The sequence below is a fragment of the Sphingopyxis sp. 550B genome (assembly GCF_057401805.1).
Genome location: NZ_CM171610.1, coordinates 1,541,428 through 1,560,422, shown reverse-complemented (window position 1 = coordinate 1,560,422; position 18,995 = coordinate 1,541,428). Strand labels below are relative to the sequence as shown.

Genomic DNA, 18,995 nt, shown 5'->3' with positions numbered 1-18,995 from the left:
CCTCCCGCCAGCGGGAGGGGAAAATCACGCCAGTTCGACCGTCGTCACCATATAACCCGCGTCGCGCAGCGCCCGGACCAGCTTGTCGAGATGCTCGCGGTCGCGCGCCTCGCACTCGATATCGGTGATCAGCCCCTTGGCGGGCAGCGTCGTGAAGATGCGCTGGTGATAGATTTCGATGATGTTCACCTGCTCGGCGTTGAACACCTCCATCACCTTGAACAGCGCCCCGGGCCGATCCTGCAGCCGGATGCGCAGCCGCGCGATGCGGCCCGATCGCGCAAGGTCGCGCAGCAGCACGTTGGCGAGCAGCCGCGTGTCGATATTGCCGCCGGTCAGGACGAGTCCGACCTTGCGCCCGGTGAACTCCTCCGGATGCGCGAGCATCGCCGCGAGGCCCGCCGCGCCCGCGCCCTCCACCACCGTCTTCTCGATCTGGAGCAGCAGGCTGACCGCGCGCTCCAGATGTCGTTCGGCGACGAGCACGATATCGTCGTTGAGCTCGGCGACGAGGCGGCGGGTATAGGTCCCCGGCTCCTTGACCGCGATCCCCTCGGCCAGCGTATCGCCCTCGCACGCCATGTCGACGCCGTTCAGTTCGGCGTACATCGAGGGATAAAGCTCGGCCTGCACCCCGACGAGGCGGATGTCGTTCTTGATCCCGCGCGCCGCGGTTCCCATGCCGCTGAGCAGCCCGCCGCCGCCGATCGGCACGATCAGCGTATCGAGCTCGGGCACGTCCTCGAGCATTTCGAGCGCCACCGTCCCCTGCCCCGCCGCGGTGTGCGGATGGTCGAACGGATGGACGAAGGTCAGCCCGCGTTCCTTTTCCAGCTCGCGCGCATGGGCATAGGCGTCGTCGAACTTCTCGCCGAACAGCACGATCTGCGCGCCGTGGCTCGCGGTCTGCGACACCTTCACCTGCGGCGTCGTCTTCGGCATGACGATGGTCACGGGGACACCCAGCCGCTTGCCGTGATAGGCCAGACCCTGCGCATGATTGCCCGCCGACGCCGCGATCACCCCGCGCGCCTTCGCCTCTTCGCTGAGCAGCAGCAGCGCGTTCAGCGCGCCGCGTTCCTTGTAGGCGGCGGTGAATTGCAGATTCTCGAACTTCAGCCACACATCGGCGCCGACGAGTTCGGACAGCGTCTGCGACTTCAGCGTCGGCGTGCGAACGACCGCACCCATAATTCGCCCCGCCGCCGCGCGCACGTCGTCGAGCGTGATCGCCGAGAAATCGGCGGCGGAGGTCAGGGTGAGTTGATCGGTCATAGCGCTGCGCCCTAACCCCATCTGGCGCGGCACGCAAACCATGGTTATGGACCTGTGCATGAGCGAACGGACATTGCGCGTCACATTCATCGGCACCGGCGTCATGGGCGGACCGATGGCGGGTCATCTCGTCAGGGCGGGACACAGCGTCACCGTCTACAACCGGACAAGGGCCAAGGCCGATGCATGGGCGGCGCATTACGGCGGCACCGCGGCGGCGACTCCCGCCGAGGCGGCGCGCGATGCCGACGTCGTCCTGTCCTGCGTCGGCAACGACGACGACCTCGCGCAGGTGACGCTCGGCAACGACGGCGCCTTCGCGGCGATGCGCCGGGGCGCACTGTTCGTCGACCACACCACCGTTTCGGCACGCATTGCCCGCCGGCTTGCCGCGGAGGCCGAGGGACTCGGGTTGATGAGCCTTGACGCCCCGGTGTCGGGCGGCGAATCGGGGGCGCAGGCGGGAACGCTGTCGATCATGTGCGGCGGATCGCCCGAGGCCTTTGCCGCCGCCGAGCCGGTGATGCGCGCCTATGCCGGGCGCATCGTCCACATCGGCGGTCCCGGCGCGGGACAGACGACGAAGATGGTCAACCAGATCGCGATCGCCGGCGCCATCCAGGGCGTGTCGGAGGCGCTGCGCTTCGCGCAGGCGTCGCAGCTCGACACCGACAAGGTGTTCGAGGCGGTATCGGGCGGCGCGGCGGCAAGCTGGCAGATGCTCAATCGCTGGGGCACGATGGCGAAGGACGAATTCGATTTCGGCTTCGCGGTCGACTGGATGCGCAAGGACCTCGGCCTCGCGCTGGAAGAGGCGCGCGCCAATGGCGCGACCCTGCCGGTCGCCAGCCTGGTCGATCAATTCTATGCCGATGTGCAAAAGGCCGGTGGCGGGCGAAAGGACACCAGTTCGCTGGTGACGCGGTTGCCGAAGTGAGAGGTCAAGGGAAACATCCTCTCCCGCAAGCGGAAGGGGCGGCCAAACCCGGTCCGGCGAAGCCGGGTCCGGTTGCCGGCCGGCTGCGCCGCCTGCCCACCCCGCTGCGACTAGCGAGCAAGCTCGCAAGTCTCGCTGCCCCTCCCGCTTGCGGGAGGGGGTTACTGATGCTCGCCGCTTCGACTCTCGCCGCCCCGGCCCACGCCGACACGCTGGTCGACAATGTCAACGGCATCACACTCGACCAGCAGGGCAAGGTCGTGCACTTCACCGGGCTCGTCATCGACAATGACGGCAAGGTGAAGCAGTTGCTCGACCGCAAGGACAAGCGGCCCGAGCGACCCGATTTCAAGGAGGACGGCAAGGGCCGCACGCTGATTCCCGGGCTGATCGACGCGCACGGCCATGTCATGGGGCTCGGCCTTTCGCTGATGACGCTCGACCTGTCGGAAACGCGCTCGCTCGACGAAGCGCTTGCCGCGATCCGCAAATATGCCGCCGCCAATCCCGACATGCCGTGGATCATCGGGCGCGGGTGGAATCAGGAGAAATGGGGTCTCGGCCGCTTTCCGACCGCCGCCGACATCGACGCGGTGGAAGCTGCCCGCCCGGTCTGGCTCGAACGCGTTGACGGCCATGCCGGCTGGGCGAACAGCGCCGCGATGGCGGCGGCGAAGATCACCGCCGCCACGAAAGCGCCCGAGGGCGGGCGCATCGAGATGGCGGGCGGCAAGCCGAGCGGCGTGTTCGTCGACGCGGCGGCGGCGCTGATCGACGCCGCGCGGCCGAAGCCGCTGGCGCGCGACCTCGACCGCGCCTTCCTGCTCGCGCAGGCGAAGCTGATCGAACAGGGGATCACCGCGATCGCCGACATGGGCACGACGATCGAGGACTGGCAGGCCTATCGCCGCGCCGGCGACCGCAGACAGCTGACGGTTCGCATCCTCTCCTATGGCCATGATGTCGGCGACATGGCGCTGATCGCGGGGCCCGAACCGACGCCGTGGCTCTATGACGACCGGCTGCGCATGGTCGGGGTGAAGCTGTATCTCGACGGCGCGCTCGGCTCGCGCGGGGCGTGGCTCAAGGCGCCCTATGCCGACGCGCCGGGGCAGAAGGGGCTGCCGCTGCTCACCCCCGCGCAGCTCCGCAACAAGATGGTGCGCGCCTCGATGGACCGGTTCCAGGTCGCGATCCACGCGATCGGCGACGCCGCCAATGCCGAGGCGCTCGACGCGATCGCCGACCTCAACGCCGACCTGCCCGGCGAGCGCCGCTGGCGCATCGAGCATGCGCAGATCGTCGATCCCGCCGATATCCCGCGCTTCAAGCAGCTCGGCGTCATCGCCTCGATGCAGCCGATCCACCAGCCGTCGGACCGGCTGATGGCCGAGGCGCGGCTGGGGCCCGAACGGCTGAAGGGCGCCTATGCCTGGCGCAGCCTGGAGAATGCCGGGGTCCGCCTCGCCTTCGGGTCCGACGTGCCGGTCGAAAGCGCGAACCCCTTCCCCGGCATCGCCGCCGCCATCTCGCGCACCGATGCCGCGGGCCAGCCCTTCGGCGGCTGGCATCCCGAGGAAGCGGTGAGCCGCGAGAGCGCGCTCGACGGCTTCACCCGCACCGCCGCCTATGCCGCCTTCGCCGAGGATCGGCTGGGGACGCTGATGCCCGGAATGCGCGCCGATTTCCTGATCGTCGACAGCGATCCGCTGCTCGCCAGTCCCGACGAGATCCGCCGCATGACCCCGCTCGAAACCTGGATCGGCGGGTCGCGCTATTACCGGAAGAAGGGCGGCTGATGGATCGCCGCCGCCTGCTCGGCGCGCTCGCCGCGGTTCCGACGGCGCTTGCGCTCGGGGCGGCAGCGAAGAAGGAGCCGCGCGCGTCGCGCCGGCGCAAGGGTGCGAAGGCGCCCGAAAAGCATGTCGACGTCGCGGTCGTCGGCGCCGGCGCGATCGGCGCCTGGACCGCGTGGCACCTCGTGCGGCAGGGACGCAGCGTCCGCCTGTTCGACGCCTATGGCGCGGGCAACGGCCGGGCCGCGTCGAACCTGCCGACGATGCTGCTCGATCCGGTGCAGGACGGCGACGCGCTCTATGCCGGGCTGGTCGAGGACAGCATCGAGGCGTGGCAGCGCCTGTCCGACAGCGCCAGCCTGCCGATCGTGACGCGATGCGAAACCGTGACGACGCAGGCCGCCGCGGCCGAGGCGGCCGGCGAACCGCGCGGGGCCGACCGGCTCGCCGGCGACCGGCTGCGCCACCGCTTCACCCAGATCGCGTGGCGCGCGGACGAAAGCGCGCTGCTCGCCGAAAAGGCGGCGATGATCGCCGGGCGGCGCGGGGTGTTCGAAACCATCCTCGACGCGCAGGTCGAGCCCGAGACCGTCGTCATGCCCGCGCCGCTGCGCGACAAACGGCGCGACCTCTATGTGCTGCCCGACGGCGGCACCGCCGAAAGCATCGTCTATGCGAGCGGCGCCTGGCTGACCGAGCTGTTCCCCCAGATCCTGACCCCGCAGCGGCTGTCGGCAGTCCGGCATCAGCTTTTCCATTTCGGCGCCGGCCAGGGCGACACGCAGTTCCGTCCGCCCGCGATGCCCGCGCTGGTCGACCGCGCCTATGGCTTCACCCTGCTCCCCGACGTCGAGGGGGTGGGGCTGCGCTGCTGGAAGGGGATGCCCGACGCCACCGTCGACCCCGACAGCTTCGACCGCCGCGCCGATGAACGCGCGCTGGCGGAGGTCCGGCAATGGCTGACCGGCCGCCTGCCGCGGCTGGCCGACGCGCCGGTCGTCGCGAGCGCGGCGGCGCACGATTGCCGCACCCTGACCGGCGACCTGCTGCTCGACCGGCTGCCGGACCAGCCGCGCGCGTGGCTGGTCGGCGGCGGCGCCGGCCGCGCTTTCGCGCTCGCCCCGGCGATCGGCGCGCGCGTCGCCGCGCATGTCGGGGATGCCGCGCGCCCTATCGAACCACGCTGGGCGCTGACGCGGCTGACGGGTGGGCTCACAGGATAGGTCTTTTCCGTTTGTCCTGAGCTTGTCGAAGGGCCGTATTTTCCTTCATAGGTTGCAAGGAAGGACTGTCCTTCGACAGGCTCAGGACGAACGGGGGATAGGGTGCGCCTCACCGACTGCCACAATATCGACGATTTCCGCGCGCTGGCGAAGCGGCGCCTGCCGTGGCCGGTGTTCGATTACATCGACGGCGCCGCCGACGACGAGGTGACGCGCCGCCGCAACCGCGATGCCTTCGATCGCTGCGACCTGATCCCCCGCGTGCTGACCGGCGTGGAGACCGTCGACATGCGCACGACATTGTTCGGGCGCGAGGTCGCGATGCCGCTGTTCCTGTCGCCGACCGCGCTCCAGCGGCTGTTCCACTGGCAGGGCGAGCGCGCGGTGCTGCGCGCTGCCGCCGACGCGGGCACCGTCGCGGGCATCTCCAGCCTCGCGACGATCGGCCTCGCGGAGGCGGGCGCGCTGACCGGCGGCCCCAAGCTGTTCCAGCTTTATGTCCATCATGATGAGGGGCTGAACCGCGCGATGCTCGACGCGGCGCGCGCGGCGCGCTTCGACGCGGTCGCGCTGACGGTCGACACGATCGTCGGCGGCAATCGCGAGCGCTGCCTGCGCTCGGGCTTCACCTCTCCCCCGCGCTTCACCGCGCGCAACATGCTCAGCTATGCGATCAAGCCGGGCTGGGGCCTCAACTATGTCTGCCGCGAGAAGTTCAGCCTGCCCAACCTCGCCACGCACGTCTCCGAAGGGTCGAGCGTTCCCCGGTCGGTCGCCGAATATTTCACCACGATGCTCGACCAGAGCCTCGACTGGCGGCGCGCCGAGGCGATCCGCAAGCAATGGGACGGTCCCTTCTGCCTGAAGGGCATCGTCGCGGTCGAGGATGCCCGGCGCGCGGTCGACATCGGCGCCACCGCGATCATGGTGTCGAACCATGGCGGGCGCCAGCTCGACGGCAGCATTGCGCCCTTCGACGCGCTCGCCGACATCGTCGACGCGGTCGGCGACAAGGTCGAGGTGATCTGCGACGGCGGCATTACCCGCGGCACCCACGTGCTGAAGGCGCTATCGGTCGGGGCGAAAGCCTGTTCGGGCGGCCGCCTCTATCTCTATGCGCTCGCCGCCGCGGGCGAGACCGGGGTGACGCGCGCGGTCGCGCTGCTCCGCGCCGAGATCGAGCGCGGGATGAAGCTGATGGGCGCGAAAAGCCTCGCCGACCTGTCGCGCGGCAACCTGCGCTGGCGCTGAATCCAGCGAACGGGGCGGCCGCCGGAAGCCGCCCCGCCGCATCTCAGAACGACACGCCGAGCGTGAAGATCACCGCGCCGTCGGCGCCCACCGCCTCCTTGAACCCCAGCGCCTTGGGCGCGTCGGTGTTGACATAGGCGATGCTGCCCGTCAGCGCCTTCCAGCTCGCTTCGATGCCGACCGAATAATCGACGACATCGCCGTCGGCGCCGCCCAGGAAGCTGTCGCTCTTCGCGTAACCGACATGGCCTTTCAACGTGAAGGGCGTGTTCGGGATGGCGAGCCCGGCGTCGGTGTAGAGATAGACGCCGCTGGCATCGCCCAGCGAGTCCTGGCCGCCCGGCGCCCACGCGATTCCGGTCTTGATCGATGCGTGGCCAAGGTCGCCCGACACCGCGAAATAGGGCTCGATCACCGACGTGTTCGAGGTGCCGGGATACAGATAGAGCGTCGCGCCGATATCGGCGGTCAGCCCCGGCGCCACCTCCTTCGCATAGCCGGCGAAGACGTCGATCTCGGTCCCGTTCGCGAAGCCGATGCTCGACCCCCAGGTGCCGACATAGAGGCCGCTGTCGTGGCCGATGCTGAAACCGCCCTGGATCGCCGCCTCTTCGTTCGACTGGCTGAAGCCGCGGAAGCGATAGTCGCTGACGACGGTGGCATTGCCCGAAATGGTGATGCCGTCGTCCGAAGCCTCCTGCGCGAAAGCGGTGGCCGGCACGGCGGACAGGACAAGGAGCATGCAGGCGCATGCGCGAGAGAGATTTGTCATGGGTTGATCCTCGAAAGTTGAATGGATCGTCCCTGCCTGCTGCGCGGCGGCCGGCCTCTGTCAGGGCCGGTCCTTCCGCACAGGCTTTGTGTCGGTCAAAATGCTGCGGCGCACAAACAAAAAATGCATCGGCGCGCGCTTGGCTTTGCCATGCGACAAATCGGCAACAGTTGCCGACACCGGAGTTGCGAGAGAGGCCCCGAAGAGAAGAGTCGGAGCGGAGGCCGTGCGCCCTCCGCAAAAAGGCTTTCCTATTGTATCGCCGCGCGCCAGCCTCTCCCCATATCCTTCGCTGAACAAATCTGCCCCCTCCCGCTTGCGGGAGGAGCAGCGAGGCTTGCGAACTCGTTCGCTCGACTCTGATGACTTTGGATTGACCTACTTCGTCATTGCGAGCGGAGCGAAGCAATCCAGAGCGGTTTATGCCTGCTCTGGATTGCCGCGCGGCTTCGCCGCTCGCAATGACGATTCCATTCGATGTCATCACGGTCTAGCCGCAACAGGCGGGCAGATGCGACGCCGCCAGCCCATGAGCGGCGGTTCCGCATCATGCCATCGCTAAAAGGATACCCCCAGCGACAGCACCACGCCCGCGTCATAATATTTGTCGATCGCCTTCACCCCGGTCTTGGGAATGTCGGTATCGACATATTTGATCCCCGCGGTGATCGGGCCGAAGCTCGCCGATGCACCGATCGACCAGTCCCAATAATGCCCCCCCGGCGCGAATGCCCCGAGCGCGCCGTCGGTATAGCCGACCGATCCCGACAGCGTGACCGGCGTCGTCGGGATGCCCGCCGCGAGGTCGAACCGCAGATAGAGATTGTCGTCGTTGCCGAGCGCGGCCTGGCTCCACGCATAGCCGAGCGTGCCCGTCGCCTCGACCGGCCCCAGCGTGTGCGACAACCGGCCGATCGCCTCCACATAGTCCGACGGCCCCGCCGCCTTGCGTCCGTCGGGATACCAGTAATAGGTCAGCCCGACGTCGACTTCGGTCCCCGACGCGATCTCGGTCGCATAGCCGCCGTAGATATTGGCCTCGATCTCGCCATAGGTCGGCGTGTCCTCGATATTCGATCCCCAGGCGCCGATATAGAGGCCGCTGTCGTGGCTGATCGTGACGCTCGGCTGGATCGCGACGTCGCCGCCCGATTCCGACAGGCCGCGAAACCGATAATCGGAGACGAGATCGACGCTGCCCGAAACGGCGATCGGGCCGACACCGATACCGCGGTCCTGCGCGAGAGCCGGCGTCGCGAAGGCGGCCAGAGCGATGAACGCAGTAGCGCCGAACGCGGCCAGGCCTGCTGTGCGGTGTCGTGTCATGGATGTCCCTTTTTTTCGATTATCGCCTGTTCCGTCCCTTCGGCGGCGCCGAAAGAGCCGCTTTTCCGGCGCGGCACAAGGTGCAACCGGCCGCGCCGGTCGCGGATCGCGCCCGGCTGTGTCTTTCGCGTCACAGCGCCGTCCTCTTCCACGAGCCTTTGCCAAGCGGGCGCCGGAGGGCTAAGGAGCGGCAGCCCCTTCACTATCGAGCAACAGCCATGAGCGATCATAATCCCGGCCTGCGTCCCTGGCGCGACATCGCGCGGCGCGCGTGTCGGCAGATCATGGTCGGCACCGTCCCCGTCGGGGGCGACGCGCCGATCACCGTGCAGACGATGACCAACACGCTGACCAGCGACGCGGTGGCGACGATCGACCAGATCCGCCGCTGCGAAGAGGCGGGCGCCGACCTGATCCGCGTGTCCTGCCCCGACACCGACTCGACCGCGGCGCTGGGCCAGATCGTCCGCGCCTCGCGCATCCCGATCGTCGCCGACATCCATTTCCACTACAAGCGCGCGCTCGAGGCCGCCGACGCGGGCGCGGCGTGTCTGCGCATCAACCCCGGCAACATCGGATCGTCGGAACGCGTCGGCGAGGTCGTGCGCGCCGCCAAGGCGAACGGCTGCGCGATCCGCATCGGCGTCAACGCCGGCAGCCTGGAAAAGGACCTGCTCGAAAAATATGGCGAGCCCTGCCCCGAGGCGCTCGTCGAAAGCGCGCTCGACCATATCAAGCTGCTCCAGGACCATGATTTCCACGAATATAAGGTCGCGGTGAAGGCAAGCGACGTCTTCCTTGCCGTCGCATCCTATATGCAGCTTGCCGAAGCGGTCGACTGTCCGCTGCACCTCGGCATCACCGAGGCGGGCGGGCTGATCGGTGGCACGGTGAAAAGCGCGCTCGGGATCGGCAACCTGCTGTGGGCGGGCATCGGCGACACGATCCGCGTCAGCCTGTCGGCCGAACCCGAGGAAGAGGTGCGCGTCGGCTATGAAATCCTGAAATCGCTGGGCCTGCGCACCCGCGGCGTGCGCGTCGTGTCCTGTCCCAGCTGCGCGCGGCAGGGCTTCGACGTCATCCGCACCGTGCAGAAGCTCGAAGAGGCGCTCCAGCACATCAAGACCCCGATGTCGCTGTCGGTCCTCGGCTGCGTCGTCAACGGGCCGGGAGAGGCGCGCGAGACCGACATCGGCATCACCGGCGGCGGCCACGGCAAACATATGGTCTACCTGTCGGGCGTCACCGACCACCATGTCGAAGACGCCGACATGATCGCGCACATCGTCCAGCTCGTCGAAGCGAAGGCGGCGGAGATCGAGGCGGGCAGCTCGGTGAGCATGGACAAGCTGCACGGCAAGGCGGCGTAGGTCTCTTGTTGCTATTTGGGTCCCGTGATACCTTGATATACCCAAGGAGCACATCATGTCCTATCATGCCAAGCTGATCAAGGGCGGCAAGATCGTCATTCCCGCGGAACTGCGCCGCGAACTGGGATTGAAGGACGGCGATCAACTGGTCATCGAGCGGATGGGCGGCAGCCTGACGATCAAGACCTATGCACAGATGGTGCGCGAGGTGCAGGCGGAGATCAAGCGGCTGGTCGGCCCCTATGAGGGATCGCTGGTCGACGAATTGATCGCCGATCGGCGAGCGGAGGCGGCGGCCGAAGATCGCCGGCCATGACCACCGTCCTCGATGCATCGGCCATCCTCGCGCTTCTTCTGGACGAGACGGGCAGCAATATCGTGCTGGATCAACTCGCCGATGCCCACCTGTCGACCGTCAACATGAGCGAAGCGATCGCCAAACTGGCCGAACGCGGAATCGGGACCGGGCAAGTGCGCCGGCAAATCGAACGGCTGGAGCTTCATATCCATGATTTCGACGCCGATCAGGCCGAACGTGCAGCCGCACTGCGGCCGCTCACGAAGCCGTTCGGCCTGTCGCTCGGCGACCGCGCCTGCCTTGCATTGGCTCAGCGCCTCGGGGTTCCGGTTCTGACCTCGGACCGCCGCATGGCAGACGCGGCCCCGGCCGCCGATCTTCAAATCGACACGATCCGGTAACCTATGACCCTTTCGATCCGTCCCGCAAAACCCGCGGACCTGCCGCTGATCGCCGCGCTCATCCGCGCGCTCGCCGATTATGAAAAGCTCGCCGACGAAGTGCGCTTCGACGAAGCGACGCTCGGCGAGCATCTCTTCGGCCCGCATCCGCATGCCGAGGTGGTGATCGGCGAAGTCGACGGACAGCCGCAGGGTTTTGCGCTTTTCTTCCACAATTTCTCGACTTTCGAAGGAAAGCCCGGCCTTTATCTCGAAGACCTGTTCGTCCGCCCGGAGGCGCGCGGAGCGGGGCTCGGCAAGGCGCTGCTCGCGCATCTGGCAAAGCTTTGCGTCGCGCGCGGCTGCGCACGGCTCGAATGGTCGGTGCTCGACTGGAACGCACCGGCCATCGGCTTTTACGAAAGCCTCGGCGCGCGGATGATGGACGAATGGACGGTGATGCGCGTCGACGGCGCCGCGCTCCCGGCACTCGCGGCGGCGTGAGGCCGGAGTCGGCGCGGGCGCCCTACCGATAGGCCTCGGCCATCCGCTCGGCGCGGCCGCGGTCGAGCGACAGCAGCACCAGGTCGTGCAGCGCGCCGTCGGCGTCGCGGACATGATCGCGCAGCAACGCCTCGGCGCGAAAGCCCGCTTCCTCGAACAGGGTGATCGCACCGCGCTGATCGGGGGTCATGTAGGCGACCAGCTTGGCCGCGCCGCGCTCGCCGGCCAGCACGATGCAGCGGTCGAGAAGCTGCCGCCCCAACCCGCGTCCGCGCCATTCGGGCGCGACGAGCAGCCGCACCTCGGCGACGTGCGGCGACCAGCCGAGCGGATCGGCGAGCAGCGCCGCCGTCGCGACCACCTGTTCCCCGTCGGTCGCGACGAGGCTTGGCATCGTGTCGCCCGCCGCCGCCGCCAGCCACGCCGACACGACCCGCTCGTTGCGGATGTCGCGTGCCAGGAACAGCAGGTCGTGCGCGGGCACCGCCGCGGCGAAGCGCAGGATGGCCGGGCCGTCGCCGGGCTCCAGTTCGCGGATCGTCGCTTCGCTCATACGCTTTTCTCGCCCAGCCATTCGTCGACCATCGGCCACATGCGGCGCACCGCATTGGCGCCGGCGATCAGGCTGACATGCCCGCCCTTCAATTCCACCTGGTTCTTCTCCTGCGAACCTACCATCTCGATCAGCGGCGCCGATGCCGGCGGCGGCACGATATGATCGTGCTGCGCGGTGATGTGCAGATAGGGCGCGGCGATCGCGCCGAGGTCGACCGGCCGCCCCGCGACCGTCATCGTCCCCGCCATCAGCGCATTGTCCCACATCAGCTTCTTGGTCATGTCGCGGAAATATTCGCCGGGAAGCGGCAGCGCATCCATGCCCCAGCGGTCGAACATCCGGTGCGCCTTGACGAATTCATCGTCCCACAGATTGTCGTAGAGCCGGATATTGCCCGCGACCCGCTGCGCCGGGCGCAGCATCTCGAAACTGGTCATGATCAGGTCGCTCGGCACGTTGCCGACCGTATCGACCAGCCGGTCGACGTCGAAGAAGCTCTTGTCGGACCACGCCTGGAACTGCGGCATATGGCGAAAGTCGACCGGCGTCGTGAAGGTGACGAGGTTCGCCGGACCCGCCGCCCCGGCGGTTGCCGCCCACAGCAGCGACAACAGCCCGCCGGCGCAATAGCCGACGACGCTGACGTCCGATTCGCCCGTCACCGCGCGGACGCGCTGCACCGCACTCGGCAGGAAATCGAGCACATAGTCGGCGATCCCGACCGTTTTCTCCTCGGGACGCGGGGCGTCCCAGTCGACCATGAAGACGTCGTAACCCGCCTTCAGCAGGAACTCGACGAAGCTCTGCCCCGGCGCCATGTCGAAGATATAGCCGCGGTTGGTCGGCGCCATCACCAGCATCAGCGGCATGCGGTAGATCTCGTCGACCAATGGGCGGTAGTGATAGAGGCGAAAGGTGCCACGCGAAATCAGCACGTCCTTGCCGCTGCTCCCCACGACCGGCGCGGGGGAGCCAAGATATTCGACTCCCTTGATATTGCGCAGCATCGCGCGCTCGAACTCGCGCCGCGCGGCGGCAAAGGGGTCCGCGTCGGCCTGCGCCGCGGCCCCGCCGGTCATTTCGTCTTACCGGGCTTGCGCGTCCGGGCGGGCTTCAGCGTCCCGTCGGCAGGCTGGCCGCCGCTTGCGAGCAGCGTCTCGATGCGCGCCACCGCCGCCTCGATCGCGCCGATCCGCGCGCCCAGATCCTCGATATCGGCCTTGCTCGGCATCTGGATCGCGTCGAGCGCCTTCAGCATGCCGTCCTTCATCTGCGCCTGCATCGCGACCTTGGCGTTGTTCAGGCCGTTCATCGCCTGCGCCGCCTCTTTCTGCTGGAGGAACTTGGCGCCGAACTCGTTCGCCATCTTTTCCCAATTGCCCAGCATGTCGCGATAGGCATCCATGAAGTCCTGCGGTCCCTTGGTCGCCATGCTTCACCTTCTTCCCGTCATGTTTCGGAGAAGAAGGTTGCACAAGATCGCGCCGCTGTCACGCGCCGCGCTGCAGTCCGATCAGGGGCCGCAGCCAGCCGACGCGCCGCCCGCCGAGATAGAAGGCCCAGCAGCCGGCGACGGTCGTCGCGACCAGCAGCATGAAGAGCGGGAGCGCCGCGACACCGGCCCGGATCAGATACCAGCCCGCGACGACGATGATCGTCTGATGGATGATGTAGAAGGGAAAGACCGCCTCGGCGAGCGGCGCGCGCCAGCGATGGTCGCGGTTCCACCAGCGGTCCGCGATGCCGACCAGCGCGACGATCGCGGCCCAACCCTGCACCTGCCGCGCGCCATGGAACACCATGTCCGCCCATGCGGGCCCGCCCTCCGGCCACGCGCATGCGATCCAGACGATCGGTACGAAGGCGAAGACGGCCAGTATCGCCGCTCCGGTCCGACAACAGACGACCGCGTCGAACAGGACCGGACGCGTGCGAAGCAGCCACCCGACCGCGAACGCGATCAGGTAATGGAGATGCATCGGCCCGTCATCGACGAGCGCGTGGGTTTCGCGATGGCCCGGAAAGGCGGCGTAGACAAGGAGCCAGCCGGCCATCGGCAGCAGCAGGACATTCCACCCGCCGAGCCGCCGAGCCGCGCCATCGGCGACCCGCACCCATCGCCGGGAAGGCACGATGGCAAACAACAGGGCGGCGAGCATCGTATAGACCCACAGATAGACGACGAACCACAGATGCTGCCACGTCGGCAGGACGATTCCGTCCAGCGTTCCGAAGCGAAAATAATCGTGCAGCCAGAAATGAAGCAGGCCGTGGGCATAGCCATGCTGTCCCGCCAGTTCGATCCACGGCTGCGGCGGTATGACGACGAGGATGCCGAACGCGAGCGGGATCAGCAGTCGCGCGCTCCGTGCCCGTGCAAAGTCCCCCGCCCCGCCAAGCTTCACCAGCAGCGCCGCGCTGGCATATCCCGAAACGAGGAACAGCAGCGGCAGCCGCCAGCCGTTGGTGGCAAGCATGGGAATCGCGACCCAATCGATCGTCGGCTCGCTCTTGACGTGCCAACCCCATGGCACGAAGACCATGCCGATATGATAGAGGATCAGCAGCGCGAACGCCCCGATCCGCAGCCAGTCCATGCCAAGATGCCGTGTCGCTCCGGCCACGCCGAATCTCCTTTGCCCGGTTTCGCGAGGACGGCTACGTCAGGGCCGGACAGAGCCGCGACCGGCGCGGGACCAGCGGCGGAGGGAGCGTGACCGAAGGAACAGCGCCTGGGACCAACGGCGGCGGAGCCGGGACGAATCGCATCAGCCCGCGCCGGCTGACGATCCTGCTCGTCGGCGCGCTTTTCGCCTATGGCCTCATCCGCATCACCTCGAACGTCTATTCCTATCTCGCCGAGCGCCATGCCTTCGGCCGCGACGTGCCGGCATCGACGGCCTGGGCCTATGAGGGCACCAGCCTCGTCGCCTGGACGATGATGATCCTGCTCTGCTGGTTCGGCGTCCGCTTCATCCGTCCGCCGCGCTTCGGCTGGATCGCGACGATCGCGATCCATGCCGCGCTCGCCCTGCCCGTTTCGCTCGCCCATATCGCGCTGATGGTGGGGCTGCGCATGGTCGTCTGGTGGCTTGCCGGTAGCAGCTATTCGTTCGAATCGCCCGACGGATCGCCGATCCTCTATGAACTGCGCAAGGACGCGGCGACCTATGCCGAACTGATCCTGCTCATCTTTCTGATGCAGTGGCTGATCGCGCGCCACGCCGCGCCGTCCACGCCGGTCGAAGCATCGCGGACGCTGACCGTGAGCGATGGATCGGTCGCGCACCGCCTGCCGGTCGCCGAGATCGACCATGTCGCCGCCGCGGGCAATTATGTCGAGATCGCATGGCGCGGGCGCCGCCTGCTCCATCGCGCGACGCTGAGTGCGGTCGAGGCCGAATTGGCCGGCGCCGGCTTCGTGCGCATCCACCGGAGCCGCCTCGTCCGCAAGGACGCGGTGCGCCGCGTCGTCACCCACAGGAGCGGCGATTTCGACATCGAACTGGCGGACGGCGAAGTGCTGCGCGGCAGCCGCCGATACCGCCCCCGCATCGAAAGCTGAACGCGGTCGCTGCGCCTAAAGTGGGTTCGGTTTTGATGGAATCAAAACCGGCACTCTCGATTCTTGTTTTACCGTGTTTTCCGAGTCGTCAGGTGATTCCACCTGACTTGAAAACACTCTATCGCGCCTGCCCGCAGGTGACGGAACCGCTGCCGATATTGCGCACCGTGCAGGTCGGCCGGCCAAGCACGACGGTCCGCCCGATCCCGCGTGCCGTGATCGTCGCGGATTTTTCGGCCCGCAGGACATGGTCCCCCGCCCCCTCGCTGTCGCTGGTCCATTCGCCCGCCACCAGCGCCCCGGCGTCGAGGCTGCCGGCCCCCGACAGCGTCGCCTGCGCCTGTTTGACCGAACCCGCGAGCGTCATCGCGCCGTTGCCGATCATCGCGACCGACAGCCGGTCGCCGACCACCTCGCCCACCCGGATCTCGCCGGGACCGCGCAGGCCGATGCTCACGCGCGTTCCCTTCAGCCGGTCGATGTGCAGCGCGCCCGCTCCGCCGAGCATGGCCGAGCGCAAATTGACGGCATTGACGCGGATCGTCACCGGCGCCTGCGGCTTCGACCGGCGATCGTCGCCCGCGAACCGGCGCTCGCCGATCACCAGACGCCCGTCACGCGTTTCGAGGCTGACGCGATCGAGCGCTTCGGGCGTCCCGATCGCGACCGCGCCGACCGGCGCCCGCGTCGTCACCTCGACGATGAAATCGGCATCGACCTCTATCGCCTCGAAACTGGTGAGGCCGAAGCGCTTCTCCGCGCTTGCCGCGGGTCCGGCGAAGAGGATGGCGGCAGCCGCAAACGCGGCCCATCGCGAGGCGCTGGTCATACCGCCGCCTTAACCGTTCCGCGCGGGCCGCGCCAGCGGGCGCGTCACCTGCAGGTGACGGTGCCCGATCCCATCTTGCGCGTCGAACAGGTCGCGCCGCCGGTCAGCGTCACGTCGCCCGAACCGAGGACGCGGACGTCGGCCTTGCCGGTCGCCTGCGTCTCGACATTGCCCGACCCCGTGACCGAGACGGCCAGCGTCGTCGCGACCAGCCCGTCGGCATCGACGTCGCCCGATCCGGTCACGCTGATGTCGCCCGCGTCGATCGTGCCATTGTCGATATCGATATCGCCCGACCCCGACAAGGTGATGTCGGCGCGCTTGCCGGTAAGCTTCGCGATCTTGAGGTCGCCCGACCCGGTCAGCACCGCCTCGACCTTGTCGCCCGCGACCGCGTCGGCGTCGATCGAACCCGACCCGGTCAGCCGCACGGTGTCGAGTTTCGGCATGGTGATCGCGATCTCGACGCCGCGATGGCGGCCGCCGCCGAGACTGAAGCCCTCGCGCTTGCGGCCGATCGACAGCAGCGCTCCGTCGAGCGTGATATCGAGTTCGTCGATCTCCGCCTGCGGTCCCCTGGCTGCGATCGAAAAATTGTCGCCCTGACGGATCGTGACGTCGTCAGGGCCTGCGACCTTGACGCCGGTGAATCCGGTAAGGGTGAAATTCTGCGTCGTTTTCGGTCCCGCATCGGCGGCGCGGTCGGCATCGCCGCGCGTCTCGCTGCGGTCGCCGCGATCGGCGCCGCTGCAGCCCGTCGCGGTCATCGCCAGCGCCAGCGGGAGGAAGGCCATCGTCCAGTTGCGCATCGCATATCTCCTTCGTGTGTTATGGCTATAATACACGAAGGAGGGACTGTCCAGCGCGACCGGCGCCGCGCCATCTTGTCGCCACCTTCGCGGTGCAAAGGGATGGCTTCCCTTCCCCGAGAGTATGGACGATGAGCGTAGCCTTTCGGCGCGAGAGCGACGACGAACATAAGGAACCGACCTTCGAATGGCCGATTCCGCCGGGACCGAATCTGGTGACGCCGCGCGGGTTGCGCCTGCTCGGCGAAGGCGTGGCGGCGCTCGACGCGGCGATCGAGGCGGAAACGGATGCCGAAGCGAAGGCAAAGCTGCAACGCCAGCTCCGCTATCTCGGCACGCGCAAGGCGACCGCCGAGGTGCAGGAACCGCCCGCGGAAGGGTCGGTCGGTATCGGCAGCCGGGTGCGCTACCGGCTGAACGGCGCCGACCGCGAAGTGACGATCGTCGGCCATGACGAGGCGGACCCGACCGTCGGGCGCATCGCCTTCACCGCCCCGCTCGGCCGCGCGCTGCTCGGCGCCGAGGTCGAGGATATGGTCGAATTCCAGGGACGCGAAGACGCGATCACGGTCCTGGCCGCCGCTCCCAACCCCGAGGCGCAGGCATGAAGGACAAGTTCGAACGCCACAAGCAGCCATGGACGGCGGCGGAAATCGACAAGCTGCATACGCTTGCAAGGAAGGGCATGGCGCTGAAGGCGATCGCCAGGGCGCTGACGCGCAGCGAGGAGTCGGTGAAGGCGCGCGCCAAGCAGGACGGGCTGTCGATCGCAAAGCTGCGCTGACCGCGGATGACCGCTGCCCCTTATGATGCCATCGTGCTGGGCGCCGGCGCGGCCGGGCTGATGTGTGCGGCGGTCGCCGGGCAACGCGGACGGCGGGTGCTGCTGCTCGATCATGCCGACGCGATCGGAAAGAAGATCCTGATCTCCGGCGGCGGGCGCTGCAACTTCACCAATATTCACACGGCCCCCGACCGCTATATTTCGGCGAACCCCCATTTCGCCAAATCGGCGCTCGCCCGCTACACCCCCGCCGATTTCCTGGCGCTGGTCGAAGCACATGGCATCGCGTGGCACGAAAAGACGCTCGGCCAGCTGTTCTGCGACGGATCGGCGAAGCAGATCGTCGCGATGCTGATGGAAGAGGCGGCGAAGGGCGGCGTCACCATATTGCACGGCCAGCCGGTCCGCGAGGTCGCGCACGGCGCGGAAGGGTTCGCGGTGACCTTCGGCGAGCGGCGCTTCACCGCCCCGGCGCTGGTCGTCGCAACGGGGGGTCCGTCGATTCCGAAGATGGGCGCGACAGGCTTCGCCTACGACCTCGCGCGGCGCTTCGGCCTGAAGGTCGTCGAGCCGCGTCCCGCGCTCGTCCCGCTGACGCTCGGCGGCGACGATCTGCTGTTCCGCGAGCTGTCGGGTGTCGCGGCACCGGTCGAGGCGCGCGCGGGCAAGGCGGCTTTCCGCGAAGCGGCGCTGTTCACCCATCGCGGCCTGTCGGGGCCCGCGATCCTCCAGGTCAGCAGCTATTGGCAGCGCGGCGATCCGGTGACGATCGACTTCCTGCCCGATGCCGCGCCGGGCTGGCTGGTCGAGGCGAAGCGCGCGCGGCCGCGGGCGACGCTGGCCTCGACCCTCGCGCCCCTGCTCCCCGCCCGGCTCGCCCAGACGCTCGCCGACCGTCTTGCGCTACCCGGCGAACTGGGAGCGCAGACCGACCGCAAGCTCGTAGAGGCCGAGACGCGCCTGAAGCGCTGGGCCTTCCAACCCAACGGCACCGAGGGTTTCGCCAAGGCAGAGGTCACCGTGGGCGGCATCGCGACCGCCGGGCTGTCGTCGCAAACAATGATGGCCAAAAGCGTTCCGGGGCTCTATGCGGTCGGCGAAGCCGTGGATGTCACCGGGTGGCTGGGCGGCTATAATTTTCAATGGGCGTGGGCCAGCGGATACGCAGCGGGCCAGGCGCTTTAGGAAAAGCTTGCGTCCCTTCGTCACCCCGGATTTGATCCGGGGTCCCTTCAGCGCTTCGTGGCAAGGGGCGAATGGATGCCGGATCGGGTCCGGTATGACGAATTAAAGAATCGGCGGCGCGGCCCGTTACGGAAA

Annotated in this window: 21 protein-coding genes; 12 read left to right on the top strand and 9 right to left on the bottom strand. The window is 67.9% G+C overall.

Annotation, left to right across the window (positions count from 1 at the left end; genetic code table 11):
* Positions 1-24: 24 nt before the first annotated feature.
* The gene (locus AC2S9W_RS07250) at positions 25-1,275 is read right to left on the bottom strand and encodes a threonine ammonia-lyase (protein WP_104959343.1); all 1,251 of its coding nucleotides are present in this window, start codon (positions 1,273-1,275) and stop codon (positions 25-27) included.
* A 58-nt stretch (positions 1,276-1,333) separates the two neighbouring features.
* On the opposite strand from AC2S9W_RS07250, the gene AC2S9W_RS07245 reads away from it, so the two are divergent.
* The 4 genes from AC2S9W_RS07245 to AC2S9W_RS07230 all read left to right on the top strand — a co-directional run bounded on the left by AC2S9W_RS07245 (position 1,334) and on the right by AC2S9W_RS07230 (position 6,482).
* Positions 1,334-2,212 (top strand): NAD(P)-dependent oxidoreductase, encoded by an 879-nt coding sequence (locus AC2S9W_RS07245; protein WP_082737101.1) that lies wholly within the window; start codon positions 1,334-1,336, stop codon positions 2,210-2,212.
* A gap of 167 nt (positions 2,213-2,379) precedes the next feature.
* Positions 2,380-4,011 carry an amidohydrolase gene (locus tag AC2S9W_RS07240; protein ID WP_486571801.1) on the top strand — a complete coding sequence of 544 codons (1,632 nt, stop codon included), beginning with the start codon at positions 2,380-2,382 and terminating at the stop codon, positions 4,009-4,011.
* Positions 4,011-5,231: an NAD(P)/FAD-dependent oxidoreductase gene (locus AC2S9W_RS07235; protein WP_486571800.1), complete on the top strand. Its 1,221-nt coding sequence runs from the start codon at positions 4,011-4,013 to the stop codon at positions 5,229-5,231. The genes AC2S9W_RS07240 and AC2S9W_RS07235 overlap by 1 nt, the downstream gene beginning before the upstream one ends.
* Before the next feature lie 102 nt (positions 5,232-5,333).
* Positions 5,334-6,482 (top strand): alpha-hydroxy acid oxidase, encoded by a 1,149-nt coding sequence (locus tag AC2S9W_RS07230; RefSeq protein WP_076074163.1) that lies wholly within the window; start codon positions 5,334-5,336, stop codon positions 6,480-6,482.
* A gap of 43 nt (positions 6,483-6,525) precedes the next feature.
* Here AC2S9W_RS07230 and AC2S9W_RS07225 read toward each other — a convergent pair whose 3' ends face one another.
* Both AC2S9W_RS07225 and AC2S9W_RS07220 read right to left on the bottom strand, forming a co-directional pair.
* On the bottom strand, positions 6,526-7,224 hold the full coding sequence (locus AC2S9W_RS07225) for a TorF family putative porin (RefSeq protein ID WP_486571799.1): 699 nt from the start codon (positions 7,222-7,224) through the stop codon (positions 6,526-6,528).
* Positions 7,225-7,812: 588 nt separating this feature from the next.
* The gene (locus AC2S9W_RS07220; protein WP_067109147.1) at positions 7,813-8,580 is read right to left on the bottom strand and encodes a TorF family putative porin; all 768 of its coding nucleotides are present in this window, start codon (positions 8,578-8,580) and stop codon (positions 7,813-7,815) included.
* Between the two features lie 218 nt (positions 8,581-8,798).
* Between AC2S9W_RS07220 and ispG the strand changes: the two genes are divergently transcribed.
* Genes ispG through AC2S9W_RS07200 form a run of 4 tightly spaced genes read left to right on the top strand, consistent with a single transcriptional unit; the run spans position 8,799 to position 11,132 of the window.
* Complete coding sequence (ispG, locus tag AC2S9W_RS07215) at positions 8,799-9,950, top strand: flavodoxin-dependent (E)-4-hydroxy-3-methylbut-2-enyl-diphosphate synthase (RefSeq protein ID WP_067109151.1); 1,152 nt, start codon at positions 8,799-8,801, stop codon at positions 9,948-9,950.
* Between the two features lie 55 nt (positions 9,951-10,005).
* Positions 10,006-10,266 carry an AbrB/MazE/SpoVT family DNA-binding domain-containing protein gene (locus tag AC2S9W_RS07210; protein WP_067109155.1) on the top strand — a complete coding sequence of 87 codons (261 nt, stop codon included), beginning with the start codon at positions 10,006-10,008 and terminating at the stop codon, positions 10,264-10,266.
* On the top strand, positions 10,263-10,649 hold the full coding sequence (locus tag AC2S9W_RS07205) for a type II toxin-antitoxin system VapC family toxin (RefSeq protein WP_067109159.1): 387 nt from the start codon (positions 10,263-10,265) through the stop codon (positions 10,647-10,649). Before AC2S9W_RS07210 ends, AC2S9W_RS07205 begins: the two co-directional genes overlap by 4 nt.
* 3 nt (positions 10,650-10,652) lie before the next feature.
* On the top strand, positions 10,653-11,132 hold the full coding sequence (locus AC2S9W_RS07200; RefSeq protein ID WP_067109162.1) for a GNAT family N-acetyltransferase: 480 nt from the start codon (positions 10,653-10,655) through the stop codon (positions 11,130-11,132).
* Between the two features lie 22 nt (positions 11,133-11,154).
* On the opposite strand, the gene AC2S9W_RS07195 is transcribed toward AC2S9W_RS07200, so the two are convergent.
* From AC2S9W_RS07195 to AC2S9W_RS07180, 4 genes are read right to left on the bottom strand one after another with little or no spacing between them, the layout of a single operon-like run.
* A complete protein-coding gene (locus AC2S9W_RS07195; protein WP_067109165.1) occupies positions 11,155-11,685 on the bottom strand; it encodes a GNAT family N-acetyltransferase in 531 nt (176 codons plus the stop codon).
* Entirely contained in the window at positions 11,682-12,767 is a 1,086-nt protein-coding gene (locus AC2S9W_RS07190; protein WP_076074158.1) for an alpha/beta fold hydrolase, read from the bottom strand. The genes AC2S9W_RS07195 and AC2S9W_RS07190 overlap by 4 nt, the downstream gene beginning before the upstream one ends.
* Complete coding sequence (locus AC2S9W_RS07185) at positions 12,764-13,120, bottom strand: hypothetical protein (protein WP_076074155.1); 357 nt, start codon at positions 13,118-13,120, stop codon at positions 12,764-12,766. Before AC2S9W_RS07185 ends, AC2S9W_RS07190 begins: the two co-directional genes overlap by 4 nt.
* A gap of 58 nt (positions 13,121-13,178) precedes the next feature.
* Positions 13,179-14,312, bottom strand: coding sequence for an acyltransferase family protein (locus AC2S9W_RS07180; RefSeq protein WP_486571798.1), 1,134 nt, complete (start codon positions 14,310-14,312; stop codon positions 13,179-13,181).
* 89 nt (positions 14,313-14,401) lie between these two features.
* Here AC2S9W_RS07180 and AC2S9W_RS07175 point away from each other — a divergent pair, with 89 nt between their 5' ends.
* Positions 14,402-15,253 carry a LytR/AlgR family response regulator transcription factor gene (locus AC2S9W_RS07175; RefSeq protein WP_486571797.1) on the top strand — a complete coding sequence of 284 codons (852 nt, stop codon included), beginning with the start codon at positions 14,402-14,404 and terminating at the stop codon, positions 15,251-15,253.
* Between the two features lie 118 nt (positions 15,254-15,371).
* Here the strand turns inward: AC2S9W_RS07175 and AC2S9W_RS07170 are convergent, their stop codons facing one another.
* Together AC2S9W_RS07170 and AC2S9W_RS07165 are read right to left on the bottom strand one after the other, a co-directional pair.
* Complete coding sequence (locus AC2S9W_RS07170) at positions 15,372-16,082, bottom strand: head GIN domain-containing protein (protein ID WP_486571796.1); 711 nt, start codon at positions 16,080-16,082, stop codon at positions 15,372-15,374.
* Between the two features lie 44 nt (positions 16,083-16,126).
* The gene (locus AC2S9W_RS07165) at positions 16,127-16,891 is read right to left on the bottom strand and encodes a head GIN domain-containing protein (protein ID WP_067109184.1); all 765 of its coding nucleotides are present in this window, start codon (positions 16,889-16,891) and stop codon (positions 16,127-16,129) included.
* A 131-nt stretch (positions 16,892-17,022) separates the two neighbouring features.
* On the opposite strand from AC2S9W_RS07165, the gene AC2S9W_RS07160 reads away from it, so the two are divergent.
* The 3 genes from AC2S9W_RS07160 to AC2S9W_RS07150 are packed head-to-tail and all read left to right on the top strand — an operon-like array spanning position 17,023 to position 18,860.
* Positions 17,023-17,499: a GreA/GreB family elongation factor gene (locus AC2S9W_RS07160; RefSeq protein ID WP_067109187.1), complete on the top strand. Its 477-nt coding sequence runs from the start codon at positions 17,023-17,025 to the stop codon at positions 17,497-17,499.
* Positions 17,496-17,675, top strand: coding sequence for a hypothetical protein (locus AC2S9W_RS07155; protein ID WP_067109190.1), 180 nt, complete (start codon positions 17,496-17,498; stop codon positions 17,673-17,675). Before AC2S9W_RS07160 ends, AC2S9W_RS07155 begins: the two co-directional genes overlap by 4 nt.
* Before the next feature lie 6 nt (positions 17,676-17,681).
* Positions 17,682-18,860, top strand: a complete 1,179-nt coding sequence (locus AC2S9W_RS07150) for a BaiN/RdsA family NAD(P)/FAD-dependent oxidoreductase (protein ID WP_076074143.1) — start codon at positions 17,682-17,684, stop codon at positions 18,858-18,860.
* The last annotated feature ends 135 nt before the right edge of the window (positions 18,861-18,995 follow it).